The sequence below is a fragment of the Dehalococcoides mccartyi CG5 genome (assembly GCF_000830885.1).
Taxonomy (GTDB): Bacteria; Chloroflexota; Dehalococcoidia; order Dehalococcoidales; family Dehalococcoidaceae; genus Dehalococcoides; species Dehalococcoides mccartyi_B.
The window spans coordinates 124,447-145,001 of sequence record NZ_CP006951.1 but is presented as its reverse complement, the minus strand read 5'-3'; the positions used below and the strand labels follow the sequence as shown (position 1 = coordinate 145,001).

Sequence of the window (20,555 nt, the reverse complement as noted above, 5' to 3'; positions counted from 1 at the left end):
CCCTGTTCTAGTTAGCCCAAAAAGGCATCTAATACGGAAATAATAATCACAAAGATACCTGCTCCAAACAGTAGGTAAAATCCTAACTTATCAGAGTCTGACTGTGAAGAAGGTTTTCTCTTAAATAAAGAAAAACCCGAAAATATTGCACTAAAAAGTCCTAACAGAAAAAACCAATGTCCAAGTGCTACCCCCTTATGGACCACCGAAAGGATTAGGTATATAAAAATCAAATCCAAATCTACCTAACCCATCCGAGATAGACCCTATACCAACTACTATTAAGTCTATTCCTACAGGCAAAGCAATAGGAATAGGAATAGTGCCAGCTGCTGCAATTATTACTCCGCCGACAATACAGCAAAACCATCCTCCCACTACCTCTAAAGTACCTACGACTGCATCATAAGTACTCAGTCGAGGTGCGGATGAACCGCCAGTCGAATTGTCTATAGGTGGCAACAATATTGTACCACTGTCGCCCGAATCACCATTGCCGCTCGATCCGCCAGGGCCTTCAGGTCCCGGGAAAGGGATGCCATTTTGTGGTGGATTGCCCGGTATTACCATCCTATGGCCATTCGGATCAATATATTTTAGCGGATTATTTAATACATAGCTATACCTATTAAGACACTGGGGGTTATGAATATTCTGTACCAGTATATCTGCGCTTAAAAATCTACCGATTATAGGGTCATAATATCGAGCATTGTAATAGTATAGCCCGGTACCATCCAGCTTCTGACCGGTAAACTTCTCGTCTGTAGGTACGGAACCGCTTCTGGTAACACCGTACGGATAATACTTGGTTGAGCCAAATGAAGTACCAGTGCTGCTAGTGACCAAATTAGTGCCATTTATAGAAAAAGCCCCCATGAAACTAACATCATGAGGGCTTTTTTACATCCAAATAATGGTGGGCAGTAGTGGATTTGAACCACTGACCCCCTGCGTGTGAAGCAGGTGCTCTAACCACTGAGCTAACCGCCCAAAGAACTCAGGCCGATTATATCTTATAGACAGGCTAAATTCAACGCATCTATAGCTGACGGTCCAGCCCCATTTTGCCGAAGGAAATATAATATAGTAATTTATCAGCAGTATTGCCGCTAAGGTTGCCGATACGTATCATGCGCAGATACAGGTTTATAAAACCTGATTTTTCGGCTCCGTAATCCGCTTCAAACTTGCCCTGCATTTTTGCAGAAGGTTTGGCGGCAGTGTCTGCCCAGTGCTGGGCAAAGAGGACTGCGCCCAGCTCCTCCGGTGGGCAGTTACCAAAATCACCATCCAGCAAGGCTTTCACTTCTGACTGGGAAATGCCGCTTTCAAGAGCCATTTTGGTATGGGCATAAGTGCAAAAGCGGCATTCATTAACCCCTGTTACCGCCAGCATCAACCGTTCCCGAAAGGCCGGGCCGGGAAATCCGCTTAAACGGGATTCCTTTAACTTACGGCGGTTTCTCAGGATAAAACCAATATCGGAGAAAAACTGGATGGGGTTTGAATATGTACGCTTGGGGAATTTCTTCATTGTATCTAATTTTAACCTAACAGCCGTTTTTTCACAAATAACGCCACTCGTTACCGGCGGGTTGTCTTTGCAGTATGCACCCGTAGTGCTTATAAAGCTTCCGGCGTGACTAAGCCTTTTTCATAGCTGCAATACGCTTAATGGCCGTTTGTATATCTGCCTCGCTCAGGTCATGGTGGCAAACAGCCCTGACCCGGCCGTGACTACCCTTGGTAAAGAGTAACCCGGCCTGCTTGGCCTGCTCTAAAAATTCGTCAGCACCAAGACCAAACGGCGGGTTGAAAATGACAATATTGGTTTGGACAATTTGTTTATCCAGCGTATGGTTATCTATATCAAACAGACTTTCCGCCAGAGTTTTAGCCATAGCGTGATCCAGAGCCAAGCGCTCTATCATAGTTTCCAGCGCCACAATACCGCAGGCTGCTAATACCCCGGCCTGACGCATGCCTCCGCCCAGCATCTTGCGGAATTTTCTGGCCCGGTTTATGGTTTCTTGGTCAGAACACAAAAGTGATCCTGCCGGTGCCGACAGCCCTTTTGAAAGGCAAAAACTGACTGTATCCATCCCCTGACAGAGTTCCTTGGCTGAAACACCCAGAGCCACACAGGCATTGAACAAACGGGCACCGTCCAGATGGACCTTAATACCCCGCATTCTGGCCAGATTTGCCACCCCGGCGGTGTAGGACGGGCTTAGCACCGCACCCCCGCAACGGTTGTGGGTATTTTCCAGACAGATAAGCCGTGTAGGCGGAAAATGAAGATTTGAGCCGCGTATAGCATCTTTTATATCTGCCAGATGGATAGTGCCGTCAGGTTGGTTTGGCACAGCCCGCATAACCACACCTCCCACTGCTGATGCCCCGCCTACTTCGTACCAGAGTATATGGGCTTCACTCCCCAGTATTATTTCATCACCCGGGCGGGTCTGGGACAGGACTGAAAGCAGATTACTCATGATGCCGCTGGGGGTAAACAAAGCGGCCTCTTTACCCGTTTTCCCGGCTGCCATTTCCTCCAGACGGTTTACAGTGGGATCTTCCCCAAACACGTCATCTCCCAGAGGGGCATCGCACATGGCTTTTTTCATTTCGGGGGTGGGACGGGTAACAGTATCACTCCGAAGGTCTATAATTTTCATCTTAACCTCCCCTGCTTGTTAATACTATTATAATCCATCCGACAAGCGTAAACTGGTATTTTTTAAGGAATTAGGGTATGCTGAATGCTTCACATGAAAGCTAAAACGTATCTCCTGTTGCTTCTTGGGGTGTTTGGCATTGCTGCGGCTTCGGTCTTTACCCGTCTGGCAGATGCACCGCCTGTTATAATCGCCAGTTTGCGTATGCTTGCGGCTACCCTTTTACTTTTACCGTTTGCCGCGAGGCCTGTATATCTGGCTATAAAATGTCTTTCACGGCGAAACCTATTGCTTATCATTCTAGCCGGGTTTCTGGTGGGCATGGACCAGTTTTTCTGGGTGAGTTCGCTTGAATACACCTCTATTGCCAGCTCGGTTATTTTGGTAACCTCACACCCGGTACTAGTAGCCATTATGTCTTATATAATGTGGCGGGAACAGCTTAACCCGAAAGCCATCTTTGGGGTGCTGGCGGCTTTCGGAGGCATGGTACTGATAAATCTGGCCACCACGCAGGTGGGTGAACAGGCATTTTTAGGCAATATGCTGGCTATGGCGGCCACCATTCCCACCACCGGTTACCTGATTATTGGCCGCCAGATGCGTAACAGTATAGATTTCCTGCCCTATATCACTCTGCTTTACGGGAGTGCCGCTTTCTTTTTGCTGGCGGGCGCATTTATCAGCGGTGATAGCTTCGGGGGATATCCCGGCACTACTTACCTGATGATTTTCCTGCTGGCAGTAGTTTCCCAGCTGGTAGGCCATTCTTCCCTTAACATGGCTTTGCGGCTGGTACCTGCTCTGGTAGTTTCGGTAGCCATACTGGGTGAACCGGTAGGTGCCATTATTCTGGGATATCTGTTTCTGGGCGAAGGCCTTACCTTTAACGAATTTCTGGGCGGTATGCTGGTATTAGCCGGCATACTTATTGTTATGTTAAACCAGCCCCGCACCAAAAAAATGGAGGCTGAGATACCGCGTTGAGTCCCCGAAATGTTTATTCCCGACCTGAGGTTATTGGCAAAAAAAGCATAGTTCTGGAGGGTAAAGAGATTCACTATACCCTTAGAAAGAGCCGCTTTTCAGACCTTATCCGCTTGGCGATACGCTCTGCCACCGGTTTGGTAGTTACCGTCCCCCACCAATACAATATGAACGGTCTGGACGATATCCTGCTACAACGTTCAGCCTGGATTTTGAAACACCAGAACAAAATGAACGCCAACCGCTTTGTGCTGGAGGACGGACTGCATGACGGACAGCAAGTTCCCTATCTGGGCAAGCTCTATACCCTGCGGATAAAAGAGGGCGGAGAGCGAGGCCATGTGAGTCTGGCTGAAAATACAATCCATCTGCTTACCGGCGACAAAACTCCGGTTGAAGTAATGGAAAAGTGGTATCGCCACCGGGCTGCCGGGATTGTCAAAACCTGCCTTGAGAAAAATGCCAGCAAAATGGGGCTAAGCTTTGGCAGGCTCTGCATACGCGCCCAAAAAACCCGCTGGGGAAGCTGTACCTCTATGGGTGACCTAAACTTCAACTGGAAACTGGCAACCATACCACCGGAAGTAATGGATTACGTGGTAATCCATGAACTTTCCCACCGGGTGGAAATGAACCACACCGACAGGTTCTGGGTAATAGTTGAAAAGTACTGCCCTAACTGGAAAACCCTGCGTAAACAGCTGAAAACCTACGAATAAAACCCTCCTGCTATATACCCGGCGGCTTCCTACTCAGCCAGAAAATCTCCATACATATCTCCGGAATGTAAAATAGTGAATTTGTTAATATCCATAGTTTCTTCCCCAATACATATTATTCCGGTATATCAAGATTCATCCGCTTTGCTTATAGAATAGGTTGACATATTTTCTATTTACCTTCAGAATAGCTTTAATATTATGCGAGGGAGGAAACTTGAAAGTGTCTAAGAAAAGTTTTTCAACCAAAGAAGCTATGGCAGTAGCTAAAACACTTGGCATTACCTTTAAGAATTATGATATAGAACAGTTCCGCATGGGCATGGACGTAGAGCTGGAACATGGTACCAGAGACCCTCATACCAATGTCACTAGTGATGACCCGGTAATGACCGGAAAAATAGCTCTGGCTCACTTGAATGAAATAGAAGATTACTATACCCGCCTGGCTAAAATGGAAGCAGAAGCAGGAGTAGAAGACTAAAACAAGATGAGGTTCACTGAAGGGCATTTCAAAGGCTGTCAGGAATACAATTGTTACTATCAGGCTTTACTGCCAAACGGCAGTCCCAAGGCAATTGTGCTGGTAGTTCACGGTCTGGGTGAACATTCAGGCCGTTACAGTGAACTGGCCCATTATCTGGCAGACAGAAGTTATGCCGTTTATGCTTATGATCATTTCGGCCATGGCAAAACAGACGGCAAAGCCGGTTATGTATCCAGTTACGATGTATATATTTATGACCTTATCAGCGCCTTCAGTATGGTGCAGGCCAAGCACCCTACCTCTAAAATATTCATCTTTGGCCACAGCATGGGCGGCCTGATTACCGCAGCCTATGCCAGCAAGAACCAGTATGATGCCGCCGGGCTTATCTTCTCCAGCATTGCCCTAAAGCCGAATACCGGCATGCCGGGCGTTATTAACCAGCTTATTAAACCCCTGTCCAAAATTGCACCGATGCTGGGAGTACGTAAGATTAACGCATCCACTATCAGCCATAACAAAGATGTAGTCAAAGCTTACAATGAAGACCCTCTGGTGCTTCACCACCGTATGAGTGCCCAAATGGCGGCCGAATTTCTGCGCATTTGCCAAGACCTGCCCGATTTTCTGAAGAATATCAGTCTGCCCAGCCTGATTATTCACGGCGAGGAAGACCATCTGGTAAATATAAAAGGCAGCCGTGAGCTGGTCCAACGGATAAGGTCTAAAGATAAAACCCTGATAACTTACCCCGGTATGTACCATGAGGTATTGAACGAACCTGACTGCCCGCAGGTCTGGAATGACCTGTTTTTCTGGCTTGAAAATCATATCTGAGGCCAGTTTGACAAGTGCCTGCCCGAATACATATATATCAAACAGGCACTTTTTTATTTTAAGTAATTTTTCTGATATTTCTGCTGTTTACCGGCAGGTTGCCTGTTACCTGTATTTATACTACAACCTGCAAACAGTCACTCATGGTAAAGTGCCTGAATCTTGCACAATATAAAAAGGGGGCTAAAAGCCCCCTTTAACGGTTACTTACAGGATTACAGAAAAACTATATCTTCTTGCCCAGACGCAGAGCGCCATAAGCAATAACCGCACCCATCAGGGCGGTGAAAAGCTGGGTTAAACCCATCATTCCGGCAATCTTGTCAGCCACATTTTGTTCTATAAAAAGGTTCAAAATCAGGCTGGAAGTAGCCCAAAGGAAAGCAAACTTCAGAACGGCGCCCACTCCGGCACCCAGCCAGAAACTCTTGCCGCGAAGCGCACTGAAACTTGTAACCAGCAGAGCATTAGCTGCCATGATGAAGGGCACCATGGGAGCCATGACTATTGGCAAAAGACCGGTAGCCAAAGCAATAGTACTGGAAATAAGGCCGATAGCCACCGCATTTTTCCAGCCGAGTGTTACGGCACTGATAAACAGGACGGCATTTACCAGTGAACCGGTCAGATACTGGTTGCCCAACAGGGGGGCGGCAGTGGCCAACCCCAGCATAACCAAAAAGGCAATAACAAGCTCTTTTCTAAGGCTAATACTCTGGACATTGAACATTTATTTTGTTCCTCCCGCGTATTGATTTATTATTTGCCCTTAAACTACCGGGCGACTAGTATATTCGGTATGCAACAGTTTATGAGAACGCTTGCCAAGTGGTTTCTCCAGATAGTCAGCATATATTTTCGCTATTGACGGGTTATGGTGGGAACACCGCTTGGGCATATTCCTGTCTTCTTCGTAAAGGGCTTCACCGCGTTTTTTCTTCAGACTGGAATCAAAGCGTATGGGTTGGCCGCCACCGCCGACACAACCGCCGGGGCAAGCCATAATTTCTATAAAGTGATAGGGTGAAGTTCCCTCTTTTATCTCTTCAAGCAAAGCTCTAGCATTACCCAGACCGTGAGCTACCGCTACCTTCAGTTCCAACCCGTCTACATTCAAAGTAGCCGTCTTGACACCCTCCAGCCCGCGTACCGGTTCTATATCCAGATTTTCCAGTTCGCGTCCGGTTATCAGCATATAGGCACTGCGGATAGCCGCTTCCATAACGCCACCGGTAGCCCCGAAGATGGTAGCCGCACCGGTATAAAGACCCAGCAAGTCTTCGGCAGGTTCTTCATCCAGTGAAACAAAATCCAGACCGGCCTCTTTTATCATGCGGGCAAGTTCGCGGGTAGTCAAAACATAATCCACGTCTTTAAAACCGCTGTCATTCATTTCAGGACGCTGGCACTCAAACTTCTTGGCAGTACAAGGCATGACCGAAACATTGACAATAGTCTTGGGGTCTATGCCTGCCTTTTCCGCATAATAGGTCTTGCAAACAGCCCCGAACATCTGCTGGGGGGATTTGGCGGAGGAAACATTGGGAGCAAGCTCAGGATAATAGTGTTCCATAAACTTGACCCAGCCCGGGCAGCAGGAGGTTATCTGGGGAAGCACTCCCCCCTCCTTAACCCGTTCCACCAGTTCCGAACCCTCTTCCAAAATGGTCAGGTCAGCGGTGAAATTGGTATCAAATACGGCATCAAAACCCAGACGCCTTAAAGCGGCATACATCTTTTTGGCAACCAATGTGCCGGCAGGCAAGCCAAGCTCTTCACCCAGAGAAACTCTGATTGAAGGGGCTTCCTGAACAACTACATGCTTGGCGGGGTCTGCTATGGCCGCCCAGACAGCATCTACCGCCGAGCGTTCCTTGATAGCACCCACCGGGCAAACCAGTATGCACTGGCCGCAGTTGGCACAGGCCACATTGCCCATGCCCCTGTCCATGGAGGTTGCCACCATAGTATCAGGGCCTTTATTTATAAAACCGATGGCATTTACTGTTTGTATATCGTGGCAGACGCGGACACAGCGTCCGCAGGCAATACATTTATTGGGGTCACGGATAATGCTGGGGCTGGTATTATCTATAGGCAATACCCGTTTTTCGCTTTCTTCAAAGCGCAGCTTTTTAACTCCGCATTCAAATGCCAGACGCAACAAATCACAGTTCTGGTTGCGTTCACAGTTGAAACAGTCCTGCGGGTGATTTGCCAGCAGGATTTCAAGTATGGTGCGCCGGGCGCGGCGGACTCTGGCAGAATGGGTATTCACCTTCATGCCTTCGGCTACCTTGCGTGAGCAGGATGTAGCCAGACGGGGTTCACCCTCTATTTCCACTACACATACCCGGCAACCGCTATAACTTTTCAGGCCTTCAAAATAACACAGGTGGGGGATATTGATATTGGCCTCTTTGGCGGCCTGCAAAATAGTCGCACCCTCAGGTACGGTTACCTGCTTATTGTCAATATTTAGCGTAACCATACGCCTTCCTCCTTACGCACCTGCGCCAAGAATTCACCCTTGAAGTTACGTATGGCACTGGCAGCCACATTCAAGGCTACCTGTCCCAAACCGCAGGAAGCGGTGTCTTTCATTACCTCATGCAGTTCCAGTAACCACTCCAGTTCGTTGCGGTTACCCTGCCCGCGGGAAAAACGGCTCAGGATTTCAGCCGCCCGGCGGGTACCTTCGCGGCAAATAGAACACTTGCCGCAACCCTCTTCATCAAAGAAGTGGGCGACATTGGACGCTACATTTACCATGCTGGTATCAGAGTTTATCACAATAACCGCACCTGAACCCAGCATAGTACCGGCCTTGGCCAGAGTCTTGAAATCCAGACTGATATCCGTTTCGGTAAGCAGACTGGAAGATATGCCACCCGGTAAAACCGCTTTGAACTTACCGTCTACGCCCCCCCCGGCCTCAAGCAAGTCCTTAAGGTTAGTCCCCAGTGGCAATTCAAAAACACCCGGCTTTTTCACGTTGCCGGAAAGGCAGAAGAGCTTGGTACCGGGATAGTCCGGATGGCCGATTGAAGCAAACCAGTCTGCCCCGTTATTTATAATGGCAGGAATATTGCACAATGTTTCAACATTGTTGACGGTGGTGGGTTTATCCATAAGCCCCACCTGCACCGGGTAAGGCGGACGAGTGGCGGGAATGCCCCTGTGCCCTTCAAGGGACTCAAACAGGGCGGTTTCCTCACCGCAGATGTACGCACCGGCGCTTTTGTAAAACTGGATATCCAGCGAGAAATTGCTCCCCATGATATTCTGACCCAGAAAACCGCGTTCGGTTGCCTGGTCTATGGCCTTTTGGAAAAGCTCTATTTCTTGGGTATAAACCTCGCGGGCGTGAATAAAGCCCTGAGATGTACCTACCGCATAAGCGGCAATAATAAAACCTTCCAGCACCATATGGGGGTCATTTTTGAGTATTAACCGGTCTTTAAAAGTGCCCGGTTCGCCCTCGCTGGCATTGCAGACAATATATTTCGGGTTGGCCTTTTCCTTGCGGGTAAGCTCCCACTTGAGCCCGGTGGGAAAAGCCGCCCCTCCCCGACCCACCAGCTTTGAGCGTTTGACCTCGGCAATCACTTCCTCCGGGGTCATAGACAAAGCTTTCTTGAGGGCCTGGTAGCCGCCGTCAGCCAGATAGACATCAATATCCGCTGAATTGGCAGTGTTCAGATGGCGGGTAATAATCTTCAAGTCTTTCATCTTAGTAAGTCCTCAATTCATCCAGGACTTCGGTTACCAACTGAGCAGTCAGCTTACCGTAAACCACCCCGTTAATTACCATGGCCGGTGACTGGTCACATAATCCCAGACAGGGTACCAGCTCCAGGGTAAAACGTCGATCCAGAGTGGTTTGGCCCGGTTCTATACCCAGGTTGTCCACCAGGGTATCCAGAATGTTTTCCGTACCGTTTAGGTAACAGGGTAGCGAATTACACAGGCGGATCACGTACTTTCCCTTTTGGTTAGTAGAGAGCAGGCTATAGAAGGTAATCATACCGTAAATATCAATTGAGGGAATGCTTAAGCATTCCCTCAAATAATTTACAGCTTCGTGGGGTATGTAGCCGCACTCTTCCTGAACCGCTTCCAAACATGGAAGGAGAGAGAGCCGAGAGCTTCCGCTCTGGGTAATGACGCCGTCTACTTTTTCTTTCCAGATACTTTCCATATTGAAGTAACTCCGGTTATTTTAATAGGGGGCGTAAAAGACTTGTACATACTAACATATAACGGCAAACAATATCAAATTATTGTATTATAATAATGATTATAGCTATAAACTAATAAAACAATAGGCAACCAGTTGCCATTAAGCACCGTATTCCCTTCGTAAGCAAGTGACCAAATGTGCGGTCTATTGCCGTATTGTAAAAAGAAAGGTACTAGTACTTTTTATATAATACCACACAATGCAAGCCCTGGCTATCCCCCACCATGAATACCTTGGCTATGATATAAAATATATTCCGGAATGGTAACAAGCTACTATATAAAAGCGCTGGATACACCGCGCCTTGTACTGCGGCCTGTTTCGCAGCAATTACCTGCTGACTAGGTAAACCCTGTGCTATTCAGGTACGGCTCTTATCGGTAATGCAGGATTAGAGCTGTTAACCCTCGGATTTTTCCAGCTCCGCCAGCAGGTTTTCCACTTTTTGGCGGATACCGCCGACTATCAGGCGGACTTCTGCCAGATTTTTACCCCTTGGATCAGTTATGCCCCAATCTTCCTGTCCGTATAAATGCCCCGGGCAGGACAAAGTAACATCACAACCCATACTTATTATGCGGCTGGCCTTATCCAGCATGTCCTGACTAAGCAGTTTGGGCTTAAGCCCGTCTGTATTTATGCCGTCTTCCTTCAGCACCGCCACTACCTCCGGGTTAAGGGCGGAGGATGGTTCAGTACCGGCTGAAATGGCTACAACCCTGCCCCCAGAGAGATTATTAAAGATAGCCTCAGCCGCCTGCGAACGGCCGGCATTATGCAAACATACGAACAAAACCTGTAGTCTGTTTTCCATATCAGTAATTTGATGAACCTAACTCTTCTGATTTGCCGGTAATCACAAAAAGCACTCTCTCGCATATATTGGTCACCCGGTCAGCACTCCTTTCCAGATTGTGGGCTGCCCAGATTAGCCGGGTAGCCCGTGAAATGGTGTGGGGATCTTCGGCCATAAACACTAAAAGTTCACGGAAAACCTGGTCATACAAATTATCTACTTCGTCATCGTCATTTATCACGTTAATGGCTTCGGCACTATCCCGGTTGATAAACGCCCCCAATGCCCGGTTGAGCATCTCCTGCGTCTTCACCGCCATGCGGGGTATATCCACCAGCGGCTTTAAAGGGGGTTCTTCGCCCAGCATAAGCACAATTTTGGCGTTGCCGGCAGCGTGGTCACCAATCCGCTCAAGGTCAACTATCATATTAAGCACCGCCACTATTATCCGCAGGTCACGGGCCATGGGTTGCTGGGTAGCCATAAGTTCTATACTTTTTTCTTCAATCTCAAAACGTTTACAGTTTATCAGTTTGTCTTCTTCTATAACCTGCTTGGCAAGCGCAATATCCCGCTCTTTCATAGCCTGAGTGGAGCGATCAATAGCCTTACCCACCATACTCCCAAGGAGCAATAAGTCATTTTCAAGTTCCTTCAGGTGGCGGTCAAATCCCATTCGCGGCATAATCTGTCTCCTTTAACCGAAACGTCCGGTAATATAGTCTTCAGTGCGTTTATCTCTGGGGCGGGAGAAAATCTCACCCGTCCGCCCGTATTCCACCAGGTCGCCTGTCAGCAGAAAGCCAGTCCAGTCCGAGGCGCGGGCAGCCTGCTGCATGTTGTGAGTTACTATAGCAATAGTATAGTTTTGCTTCAGTTCCTGCATCAATTCTTCAATCCTCATAGTGCTCACCGGGTCAAGGGCGGAACAGGGTTCATCCATCAGGATAACCTCCGGCTCTATCGCCAACACTCTGGCAATACACAGCCTTTGCTGCTGCCCGCCGGAGAGGGCCAGACCGGATTTATGCAGGTTGTCTTTGACCTCGTCCCACAAAGCCGCCTGACGCAGACTTTTTTCTACCACCTCGTCCAGACGGGACTGGACAGTAGTGCCCAGCATACGCGGACCAAAAGCCACATTATCAAAAATGCTCTTGGGAAAAGGGTTGGGCTGCTGGAAAACCATACCCACCCGCTTGCGGAGGTTGACCACATCCAGATTGGGGGAGTAGATATTTTCATTATCCAGCAGTACAGCACCCTCCAGTCTGGCCCCGCTGACAATATCATTCATGCGGTTGAGGGCCCGCAAAAGGGTGCTCTTGCCGCAACCTGAAGGGCCGATTATGGCGGTTATCTGGCGTTCGGGGAAGTCCATATTTATATTTTTCAGTACCTGGTGCTTGTGATAGAAGAAGTTAACACCGCGGATTTTTATTTTAGGGTCCATTTAAACTCCTCCGCTCATGCGTTTCTGAAAACGCCGGGAAATGAAATTGGTTAAAGCATTCAGCCCCACAATAATCACTATCAAGACTGCAGCGGTGGCCATGGCCTTATCTATGGCATTGGTCTCGGTAGCCAGATAAAATACATGCAATGCCAGTGAACGCCCGCCCGAAAGAAGCGAATCCGGCATGGCGGCACTGCCACCCATAGTCACATATAAACAGGCTGTTTCACCCAAAGCCCGCCCGGCACAGAGTATCACCCCGGTAGCAATACCCGGCAAAGCTGCCGGCAGTATTACATGGGTTATGGACTGCCATTTGGTAGCCCCAAGAGCCATAGCCCCTGCCCGGTAGGAACGGGGAACTGTCTTTAGAGCTTCTTCTGTAGCCGTGATAAGCACCGGAAGCAGCAGGCAGGCCAGCGTAAGTGCACCTGAAAGTATGGAGAACCGGAAGTGGAGAACCGTGACAAACAGGGCAAACCCGAACAGCCCGAACAGGATAGAGGGCACACCTGCCAAAGTTTGAACGCCGTAACGGATAAAACGGGTCAGGCGGTTATCAGGTGCATATTCCACCAGATATATAGCCGCCCCGATACCTACCGGCACCAGTATCAGCAAAGTCAGTCCTACCAGATACAGGGTGGTGACAATAGTCGAAGAAATACCCCCGTCACCTGCCAGACCGCCTGCCGGCGGAGTAAACAGAAAATCCCATGAGAAACCGGGCAAGCCCCTTATAATAATGTAACCTATAATAAGCAGCAGAATAAGCAAGGTGATAATGCCTGCCGTCCACAACAGCGAAAACGCCACTTTCTGGGTGCTGCGGGAGGTAAATTTAAGCATGCTGTTCCCCCCGCTTCAGTACCAGAGTAGCCAGACTGTTTAATATAAGTATTAAAATCAGCAGCACCAGACCGGTAGCAAACAGGGCATTTTCATGCAGACCTGCCGCATAGTTTATCTCCACCGCAATGTTGCCGGTCAGAGTTCTGGCAGGGTCAAGAGGCGAGGAAGGGATAATAACCGCATTGCCTATAACCATAATCATGGCCATAGTCTCGCCGATGGCTCTGCCCATACCCAGAACTATGCTTGCACCCACCCCTGAACGGGCAGCCGGCAAAAGCACATGCCAGATAGTCTGCCAGTGGCTGGCGCCCAGCGCCAGAGACCCTTCCCTGTAAGTGCGGGGGACAGCCCTAAGACTATCTTCGGATATGCTGATAATAGTAGGCAAAACCATAATTGAGAGCACCAGCACTGCCGCCAGTATAGAATAACCCGTACCCCCCAGATTTCTGACGGCCGGCACGATTACCATTATGCCTACCAGACCGTAAACCACCGAGGGAATACCCACCAACAGTTCAACTGCCGGACGCAGCAAATCCCGCACCCTTCGGGGTGCAACCTCTGCCAGCAAAATAGCACAGGCAATGCCCAGAGGCACTGCAATCACCATCGCGCCCAGTGTAACCAGTAAAGAACCCACTATCATGGATAGTATGCCGTATTCACCGTAGGTAGGGCTCCAGCTCTGTCCGAAAAGGAAATCCAGGGGATTTACTTCACCGAATAAAGGCAACCCCCCTTTTATAATAAATATGGCGATGGCCAACAGCACCAGTATGGAAACAAGGGCGGTGATGAAGACCCCGTATTTGGCCAGTTTATCAGTAAAATATCTCGGTAACATTTTTCCCTAAACCAGTCCGGGCAGAGAGTTTTCGTCTCTGCCCATTAGGACTATCTGATTTGACCCGCCGTGGTTTAGTTTACGGATAAGTAACCCTCTTCGGTTATTATCTGCTGGACTGCATCACTTAGGCAATAGTCTATAAAGGCCTGCACCAGTTCGCTGGTGGTACCCTTGGTCAGGAAGTAAAGCGGGCGGATTATGGGGTAGGTACCGTTTTTACCATTCTCGGAGGTGGCCGCTATGCCGTTTATACTCAGGGCTTTTACAGCAGAATCTATGTAGCCGAAGGAGATAAAGCCTATGGCATCTTTATCACCGGAAAGGGCAGTCTTAAGAGCCCCGTTGGAGTTCTGAAGAACAGCATTGGTTACAATCCTCACATCAGCACCCATTACCAATTCCTCAAAGGCAGTCCGGGTACCCGAACCCTCTTCACGGGCCATTACATGGATAGCCTTGTCAGGGCCGCCTACCTGGCTCCAGTTGGTAATAACCCCTGAAAAGATATCCCTTACTTGGTCTATAGTCAGGTTATTAACGGCGGTATTATCAGGGTGAACCACAATGGCAATACCGTCTTTGGCCAGAAGGTGTTTAGTCAGACCGGTTTCGGTATCCTTCAGGTCACGGGAAGCCGCACCGATATCTACAGTGCCTTCAGTTACAGACTTAACGCCCACTGACGAACCGCCGCCGCCAATTACCACTTTGACATTCGGGTTCAGGGCGGTGAAAGCAGCTGCCAGTTTTTCAGCCAGAGGCTGGACAGTGGTAGAACCGGCTTCGTTGATAGTCCCTGAAAGAGCGGTGGTATTGTCATCGTTGTTATCGTCGGTATCATTACCGCAACCAGCCACGCCCAGTGCCAGCAGCATAATGGCAGTTACAGGCAACATAATCTTTTTATTACTTGCTATCTTGTTCAATTTTTCTCCTTTTTCTTTTACTTCTTTTTTGAGCTTATATTAGCTATTCAGACTATTTAAAAGCTGGCTCTTCAGCCTATGCTCCTTAAGTTCCTCCGGATGCTCGAATATAAGGTGCAATACAGCCTCAGCGGTAGATACGTTGGTAGCTAAGGGTACATTATGTACGTCACACACGCGCATCAGGGCGGAGATATCAGGTTCATGGGGCTGGGCGGTCAGGGGGTCACGAAGAAATATGATAGCGGTTACTACCCCGCTGGCTACCATGGCACCAATCTGCTGGTCACCTCCCAGAGGGCCGCTTTGCAACAGGGTAACATTCAGACTTGTGCTTGCCTGAATCAGCTTACCGGTGGTGCGGGTGGCTACCAGATTAAGGCTTGCCAAGTCTGTTTCATGCTTCTTCACCAGTTCAACCATTTCCTGCTTCTTGTTATCATGGGCTACCAGAGCTAAAGTTATTCTTTCCATTATATTCACCTCCTTTCTTGTTTCATTTCCTCTTTCCTTATTCACACTATCAGTTTAATGCTTAAAGATTAAGACCATATAAAGAACATGTTAAGGTTATGTAAAATTTTCAGGATACCCTTAGTTAATAGATACTGAGGACTATTTCGGAAAACAAAAAAGCCAGCTTTATTCAAACTGGCTGGCGCTACCGGGTTTTAGGGATTCCTCAGGCTAGCGGCAAACTAAAGCTAAAGGTAGCTCCCTTGCCATAAACGCTCTCTGCCCAAATACTCCCGCCATGAGCCTGCACAATATGCTTGGAAATAGCCAACCCCAAACCTGTGCCCCCACCGGAACGGGATTTGTCCACCTTGTAAAAACGCTCAAACACCCGGGTTAAATCATCTTCGGGTATACCTATGCCGCTGTCAGTTACATATACTACCAGTGTTTGGCTCTGAGTACGGACACCAATCTTTATCTTTCCGCCTTTGGGAGTAAACTTGATAGCGTTATGCACCAGATTAACCAGTACCTGCTCAACCCTGTTTTCGTCCAGTCTTACCTGCGGCAGGGTTTCAGGCAGCTCTACCCCAAGAATTATACCCGCCCGTTCTGCCTGAGGACTAAGCCTTTCAGCCGCCAGTTTGATAGCCGTTCTTATATCTCCCGGCTGGAGGTTCAAAACCGCCTGCCCGCTTTCTATAGCAGAGAGATCACTTAATTCCGTAACCAGCTGGGCCAGTTTATCTACCTCAAGGTGGATTTTATCAATAAAACCGGCCGCCACATCAGGGTCAGATGCCGCTCCTTCCTGCAAGGTTTCTGTTAACAGTTTAAGAGAGGTAATGGGTGTACGTAATTCGTGGGAAATATTGGCTACAAAATCCCGCCTAACCTTTTCCAGCCGCCGAAGCTCCGAAAGGTCCTGCACCAGCACCAGATAACCGGACTGGCTGACCAGAGGGGTGGCAATAATGCCCAGAAAACGCTTGCCTGCGGTAAGCTCTACAAAACCCATCTCCTGTTTGCCGGAGGATTTAGCACGCTCAAAAACAGCGTTTATTTCATGGTCACGTATCGCTTCCACAAAGCTATGCCCTATTACTCCGCCAGCTTCCAGTTTGAATATTCGCTCAGAAGCGTGATTTAAAAGGTTTATTGAACCCTCACGGTCCAGCAGGAAAATGCCGTCCCCCATGCGTTCCAGTACCGCCGAAAGATGGTCACGCTCCGAACTGACAGCTTTTATGCTGTCACGCAGGCGCTCAGTCATCAGCCGAAAGGCCTTTGCCAGCTCTTCCATTTCCCCTTTGCCGCTTACATCTATCTGAATGGTATCCATTTGCCCTTGGGCAATACGCCTGGAAATAGCCGTCAGTTCCTTAACCGGACGGGTAACACTGGCCGCTACCCAAACCGCCAGCAGACCGGCCGCCAGTATACTTATTACCGCACCCAGCAGAATAGTACGGTCTACCTCCCGTACGGCAGCGTACACCTCTTCCACCGGCAAAGCCACCCGCGCTACCGCCAGCACATCTTGGCCGCTTTTAACCAGAGTAGCCACGTACAGCATTTCATACCCCAGGCTGGCAGATGGGTGAATACTTATGCCGATGCCGCTTGCAAGGGCATCAATAAACTCAATTCTGGTAGAGTGGTTTTCCATTTCCGAAGGCAACTGGAGTGAATCTGCCAGCACCTGTCCGTCAAGGGCAATCACGGTCAGCCTTATATCCAGCGAAGCCCCAAGTTTCTTTACACCGGCATCAAAACTATCCGGGCTTTCGGTGATATATTCAGGCACTACCCGTGAAAACAGGGTAACCTCCTGTATCAGGCGTGACTGCAGGTTATCCATATACGAATTTTCCAGATGATTGGAAAGAAAAATACTCAGTATACCCACACAACCGGCAATAAGCAGGCAGAACAGAGTTATCAAACGCCATTTAAGGCTTCTGGTCATATCTACTCCTCAAACTTGTAGCCGGTTCCCCTGACAGTTATCAGGTGGCGGGGTTTGGAGGGATCAACCTCTATCTTCTGGCGAAGCCAGCTTATATGCACATCCACCGTACGGGTACCGCCGGGATAGTCATAACCCCAGACCTTTTCCAGCAGTTGTTCCCGGCTGAAAACCCGATAGCGGTTCTGCACTAAAAAGCTAAACAGGTCAAATTCTTTCGGGGAAAAATCCAGAGCAACTCCGTTCCGTATTACCAGATGGCGTTCAATAAATATCTCCAAATCGCCTATCTTCAGCCCGCCTGCTATATCTGCCTGAGAGTTCAACATCTGGCTGCGGCGAAGGAGAGCCCTCATTCTGGCCAGCAGTTCCTTCATGCCAAAGGGTTTGGATAGATAATCATCCGCCCCCGCTTCCAGCCCGTTTACTTTGTCTGCCTCACTTGAACGGGCAGTCAGCATAAGTATGGGAACACTGCTCTCGGCGCGGATAAGGCGGCAGAGTTCAAAGCCGTCTATACCCGGTATCATAACATCCAGTATAACCAGTGCCGGCTTAAACAGGCGGTAAACACTAAGTGCCTTCAGCCCGTCTTCAGCACATTCCAGCTGATACCCTTCTTTGGCAAGGTTATAACACAAAAGTTCCCGCAGAGTGGCATCATCTTCAACTACCAATATTTTATGCTCAGGCATGGCTAAAGTATAAAGCCAGCGGGTATTTTCAGCAAGACAAGCACTTTAATAAAAGGGTATTGCAACTGATGACTAAATTTTAGTACTATTGGAGATATAAATGTGGACAGGTGCAAGCACAGGGGGAGATTTATGAAAATGCCGCTAAACATTTTCAAGCGTGAAAGTGGTTTTACACTCATTGAAATACTGGTAGTTGTGGCCATATTGGGAGCATTGGCAGGAGTGGTAATCCCCAATGTAATCAAGTTTATGCACGAGGGCAAGGTAGAGTCAGCCAATACCGAACTGGCAAATGTCCGTCTGGCAGTCCTGTCCGCTATGGTAGATGTGAAAACAAATACCCTGAATGACGGAGGCACGGTAGGACCCGGCCATACCTCCAGTGTTACCTACGGTTCACCTTCCGTCAGCTTGCCAGTTCATAATTTTATTATGGGTGCGGTTATCGGTATATATACTCTAGATGAAAAAGGGCTGATAGCAAGTGCTGAAATGCCCGAAGACAGTGACTGGGCAGGTCTCACTTTCGTAAATGGTGCCTGGCAGTAGCAACTGCCGGATAATAGTTACTATTTTCTTAAAATAGTAACTATAAAGTAGTTGACAGGTTATATCTACCTTAATGGTAATATAATAGTATGCAAATACCAGAAGCAGTATGTACCAAGTGCGGGGGGCATTATCACGGATGGGCGCTTTTAAATGCCCGCCACCAAAGCTGTGCCCAGTGCGGCGGTAAACTGGTAATAACTACTGAAGATGAAATCATTCAGGGTTATTCGCCCTTCTCTGCCGAAGAAGTAAATCTCAAAGCCCCCAAGCAGACACCCTCTAAAAAAACCCAGTCCTGAAGCCTACTCCACCAACGGCAGACTCAGGAAGGTTCCGAGATTACTTGCCCTCTGATACAGCCATTTGGCTACTGCGATATCTTCAATGGCCACTCCGGTAGAATCAAATACGGTTATATCCCTGACTGAGCTGCGTCCGCTTTTTCCCCCCATCAATATTTGCCCCAGATTGGCCTTGACCATTTCCTTATTAAAAGCACCCGCTTTCACGGGCACATTCAGCTCACCGGCATGGATTGCCTGGTCCATATCATCTACCACCACTACCGCCTGCTTGAGGATAAGGGGGTCAAGCTCCTGTTTGCCGGGGGCATCCGCCCCGACCGCATTTATATGGCAACCGGGTTTTAAGTGTTTTAAGAACAAGACCGGTTTGGTTGAAGTAGTAAGGGTACAGATTATATCTGAAGCGGCAGTTTCTTCAAGGCTGGTTTGCCTTATATTCAGATCAGGGAAATACTCTATGAGTCTTAAACCCGCATCAGGAGATATGTCGTACACCCGTATCTCCCTAAGTTCAAAAAGCACCTTATGGGCCATTATCTGGGTAATGGCCTGACGCCCCGCCCCTATAATTCCCAGCGTAGTGGCATCCTGTCTGGCCAAATACCTTGAGGCAATGGCGGCTGCCGCCCCGGTGCGGTAAGCGGTAATATCTGTGCCGTCCATAATTGCCAACGGATAACCGGTATCCGGATCAGAGTAAATTATAAGCCCCATTACGGTAGGCATATGCAAAGCCCTGTTTCCGGGATGGACATTTACCCATTTTATTCCGGCCGCACCCGGCAAGGAGGCCGGCATAGCCCTGAAATCCCCTCCGGGAAGTGTCAGATACACTTTAGAGGGCATATCCGCCAACCCCACCGCCCAGTCCTTAAAAGCCTGCTCTACTGCCTGTATAACCACCGGCATGGAAATCAGTCCGGAAATATCTTTACGGGAGAGAATAAGCGTGGGCATAGTTTCACCTCATCAATACCTTACTGATAAGACTTTAGTGCCACTCAAATCCGCCTGTCAATAAAAATTTGACACACCTTGGATAAAACTGTCAGAATTACTGCATATGAAATTTTCAAACTACCGTAACCAGCCGGATGTCATACTTCTGATAATAATCACCTGCGTGGTTGTATTCTTCGGGGTTAATTTCGTTCCTCAGCTTGGGCCGTACCTTGCGCTTCAACCTGCAACCGCCATCAGCCACCCTTGGACTATTGTAACCAGCCTGTTTGTCCACGCAGACCTCTGGCATCTTTTTGCCAATATGCTCACCCTGTATTTCTTCGGCAATGCCCTGCTCCAGATGATAAGCCAGCGCAGTTGGCTGATAATATTCTTCGGGGGCGGTCTGGCAGGCAGTTTGCTGTTTATACTACTAAACGCCGGTTCATACGGATATGTAATAGGTGCTTCAGGGGCGGTTTTTGCACTTGGCGGAGCTCTGGCAGTACTTCGCCCGAACTCCAAGGTTATGGTCTTCCCTCTGCCAATACCCATCCCTCTCTGGATTGCAGTCATTGGCAGCTTTATTATCCTGTCCTTCCTTCCGTCGGTTGCCTGGCAGGGACATCTGGGGGGATTACTCGTCGGGCTTGCCTGCGGCTACCTTATCCAGCAGGGTAAATTCAAGTTTTAAGTATTTTTTGACCTCTTTTTTGCCTTTTTAACACTTTACTATACCTCTCTATTGACAGCTGGCAACTCTGTGGTACAATACCATTAGTACAAATTCATT

Annotated in this window: 24 protein-coding genes and 1 tRNA gene; 7 read left to right on the top strand and 18 right to left on the bottom strand. The window is 48.6% G+C overall.

Translation table 11 applies throughout. From position 1 onward, the window contains the following. Nucleotides 1–195: 195 nt before the first annotated feature. From X794_RS00710 to X794_RS00695, 4 genes are all read right to left on the bottom strand, one after another. Nucleotides 196–879, bottom strand: a complete 684-nt coding sequence (locus X794_RS00710; RefSeq protein WP_034376818.1) for an RHS repeat-associated core domain-containing protein — start codon at nucleotides 877–879, stop codon at nucleotides 196–198. Nucleotides 880–917: 38 nt separating this feature from the next. Next, nucleotides 918–993, bottom strand: a tRNA-Val gene (locus X794_RS00705). 49 nt (nucleotides 994–1,042) lie between these two features. Continuing rightward, a complete protein-coding gene (locus tag X794_RS00700; RefSeq protein ID WP_011308788.1) occupies nucleotides 1,043–1,537 on the bottom strand; it encodes a carboxymuconolactone decarboxylase family protein in 495 nt (164 codons plus the stop codon). A 109-nt stretch (nucleotides 1,538–1,646) separates the two neighbouring features. Then, complete coding sequence (locus X794_RS00695; protein WP_011308787.1) at nucleotides 1,647–2,681, bottom strand: GntG family PLP-dependent aldolase; 1,035 nt, start codon at nucleotides 2,679–2,681, stop codon at nucleotides 1,647–1,649. Between the two features lie 84 nt (nucleotides 2,682–2,765). Here X794_RS00695 and X794_RS00690 point away from each other — a divergent pair, with 84 nt between their 5' ends. The 4 genes from X794_RS00690 (at nucleotide 2,766) to X794_RS00675 (ending at nucleotide 5,711) form a co-directional block, all read left to right on the top strand. Next, the gene (locus tag X794_RS00690; protein WP_015406795.1) at nucleotides 2,766–3,668 is read left to right on the top strand and encodes a DMT family transporter; all 903 of its coding nucleotides are present in this window, start codon (nucleotides 2,766–2,768) and stop codon (nucleotides 3,666–3,668) included. Next, a complete protein-coding gene (locus X794_RS00685) occupies nucleotides 3,665–4,387 on the top strand; it encodes a M48 family metallopeptidase (RefSeq protein ID WP_011308785.1) in 723 nt (240 codons plus the stop codon). Before X794_RS00690 ends, X794_RS00685 begins: the two co-directional genes overlap by 4 nt. Before the next feature lie 223 nt (nucleotides 4,388–4,610). Beyond that, complete coding sequence (locus X794_RS00680) at nucleotides 4,611–4,871, top strand: DUF5661 family protein (RefSeq protein WP_011308784.1); 261 nt, start codon at nucleotides 4,611–4,613, stop codon at nucleotides 4,869–4,871. A 6-nt stretch (nucleotides 4,872–4,877) separates the two neighbouring features. Then, on the top strand, nucleotides 4,878–5,711 hold the full coding sequence (locus X794_RS00675) for an alpha/beta hydrolase (protein WP_011308783.1): 834 nt from the start codon (nucleotides 4,878–4,880) through the stop codon (nucleotides 5,709–5,711). A 226-nt stretch (nucleotides 5,712–5,937) separates the two neighbouring features. Here the strand turns inward: X794_RS00675 and X794_RS00670 are convergent, their stop codons facing one another. The 13 genes from X794_RS00670 to X794_RS00610 all read right to left on the bottom strand — a co-directional run bounded on the left by X794_RS00670 (nucleotide 5,938) and on the right by X794_RS00610 (nucleotide 17,960). Continuing rightward, nucleotides 5,938–6,441, bottom strand: a complete 504-nt coding sequence (locus tag X794_RS00670) for a hypothetical protein (protein ID WP_011308781.1) — start codon at nucleotides 6,439–6,441, stop codon at nucleotides 5,938–5,940. Nucleotides 6,442–6,480: 39 nt separating this feature from the next. Further along, nucleotides 6,481–8,202: an NADH-dependent [FeFe] hydrogenase, group A6 gene (locus tag X794_RS00665; protein ID WP_011308780.1), complete on the bottom strand. Its 1,722-nt coding sequence runs from the start codon at nucleotides 8,200–8,202 to the stop codon at nucleotides 6,481–6,483. Next, nucleotides 8,190–9,443, bottom strand: coding sequence for a complex I 51 kDa subunit family protein (locus X794_RS00660; RefSeq protein ID WP_011308779.1), 1,254 nt, complete (start codon nucleotides 9,441–9,443; stop codon nucleotides 8,190–8,192). Before X794_RS00660 ends, X794_RS00665 begins: the two co-directional genes overlap by 13 nt. Before the next feature lies 1 nt (nucleotide 9,444). After that, nucleotides 9,445–9,912, bottom strand: coding sequence for a complex I 24 kDa subunit family protein (locus tag X794_RS00655; protein WP_011308778.1), 468 nt, complete (start codon nucleotides 9,910–9,912; stop codon nucleotides 9,445–9,447). 442 nt (nucleotides 9,913–10,354) lie between these two features. Next, nucleotides 10,355–10,768 carry a low molecular weight phosphatase family protein gene (locus tag X794_RS00650; protein ID WP_011308777.1) on the bottom strand — a complete coding sequence of 138 codons (414 nt, stop codon included), beginning with the start codon at nucleotides 10,766–10,768 and terminating at the stop codon, nucleotides 10,355–10,357. A gap of 1 nt (nucleotide 10,769) precedes the next feature. Continuing rightward, nucleotides 10,770–11,435 carry a phosphate signaling complex protein PhoU gene (phoU, locus tag X794_RS00645; RefSeq protein ID WP_011308776.1) on the bottom strand — a complete coding sequence of 222 codons (666 nt, stop codon included), beginning with the start codon at nucleotides 11,433–11,435 and terminating at the stop codon, nucleotides 10,770–10,772. 12 nt (nucleotides 11,436–11,447) lie between these two features. Then, nucleotides 11,448–12,203, bottom strand: a complete 756-nt coding sequence (pstB, locus tag X794_RS00640) for a phosphate ABC transporter ATP-binding protein PstB (protein ID WP_011308775.1) — start codon at nucleotides 12,201–12,203, stop codon at nucleotides 11,448–11,450. Next, the gene (gene pstA / locus X794_RS00635; RefSeq protein WP_011308774.1) at nucleotides 12,204–13,055 is read right to left on the bottom strand and encodes a phosphate ABC transporter permease PstA; all 852 of its coding nucleotides are present in this window, start codon (nucleotides 13,053–13,055) and stop codon (nucleotides 12,204–12,206) included. Beyond that, nucleotides 13,048–13,908, bottom strand: a complete 861-nt coding sequence (gene pstC, locus X794_RS00630; RefSeq protein ID WP_011308773.1) for a phosphate ABC transporter permease subunit PstC — start codon at nucleotides 13,906–13,908, stop codon at nucleotides 13,048–13,050. The genes pstA and pstC overlap by 8 nt, the downstream gene beginning before the upstream one ends. A gap of 74 nt (nucleotides 13,909–13,982) precedes the next feature. Continuing rightward, complete coding sequence (locus X794_RS00625; protein WP_011928728.1) at nucleotides 13,983–14,837, bottom strand: phosphate ABC transporter substrate-binding protein; 855 nt, start codon at nucleotides 14,835–14,837, stop codon at nucleotides 13,983–13,985. A gap of 39 nt (nucleotides 14,838–14,876) precedes the next feature. Beyond that, nucleotides 14,877–15,311, bottom strand: a complete 435-nt coding sequence (locus X794_RS00620; RefSeq protein ID WP_011308771.1) for a methylglyoxal synthase — start codon at nucleotides 15,309–15,311, stop codon at nucleotides 14,877–14,879. A 208-nt stretch (nucleotides 15,312–15,519) separates the two neighbouring features. Then, nucleotides 15,520–17,265: an ATP-binding protein gene (locus X794_RS00615; RefSeq protein ID WP_011928729.1), complete on the bottom strand. Its 1,746-nt coding sequence runs from the start codon at nucleotides 17,263–17,265 to the stop codon at nucleotides 15,520–15,522. 2 nt (nucleotides 17,266–17,267) lie between these two features. Further along, nucleotides 17,268–17,960 carry a response regulator transcription factor gene (locus X794_RS00610; protein WP_011928730.1) on the bottom strand — a complete coding sequence of 231 codons (693 nt, stop codon included), beginning with the start codon at nucleotides 17,958–17,960 and terminating at the stop codon, nucleotides 17,268–17,270. A gap of 132 nt (nucleotides 17,961–18,092) precedes the next feature. Between X794_RS00610 and X794_RS00605 the strand changes: the two genes are divergently transcribed. Both X794_RS00605 and X794_RS00600 read left to right on the top strand, forming a co-directional pair. Further along, a complete protein-coding gene (locus X794_RS00605) occupies nucleotides 18,093–18,512 on the top strand; it encodes a type IV pilin protein (protein ID WP_011928731.1) in 420 nt (139 codons plus the stop codon). An 89-nt stretch (nucleotides 18,513–18,601) separates the two neighbouring features. Continuing rightward, complete coding sequence (locus X794_RS00600) at nucleotides 18,602–18,814, top strand: hypothetical protein (RefSeq protein WP_011308767.1); 213 nt, start codon at nucleotides 18,602–18,604, stop codon at nucleotides 18,812–18,814. A 3-nt stretch (nucleotides 18,815–18,817) separates the two neighbouring features. Here X794_RS00600 and X794_RS00595 read toward each other — a convergent pair whose 3' ends face one another. After that, nucleotides 18,818–19,777, bottom strand: coding sequence for an ornithine cyclodeaminase family protein (locus X794_RS00595; protein ID WP_011928732.1), 960 nt, complete (start codon nucleotides 19,775–19,777; stop codon nucleotides 18,818–18,820). 106 nt (nucleotides 19,778–19,883) lie between these two features. Between X794_RS00595 and X794_RS00590 the strand changes: the two genes are divergently transcribed. Continuing rightward, on the top strand, nucleotides 19,884–20,456 hold the full coding sequence (locus tag X794_RS00590) for a rhomboid family intramembrane serine protease (RefSeq protein WP_011308765.1): 573 nt from the start codon (nucleotides 19,884–19,886) through the stop codon (nucleotides 20,454–20,456). Nucleotides 20,457–20,555 lie beyond the last annotated feature (99 nt).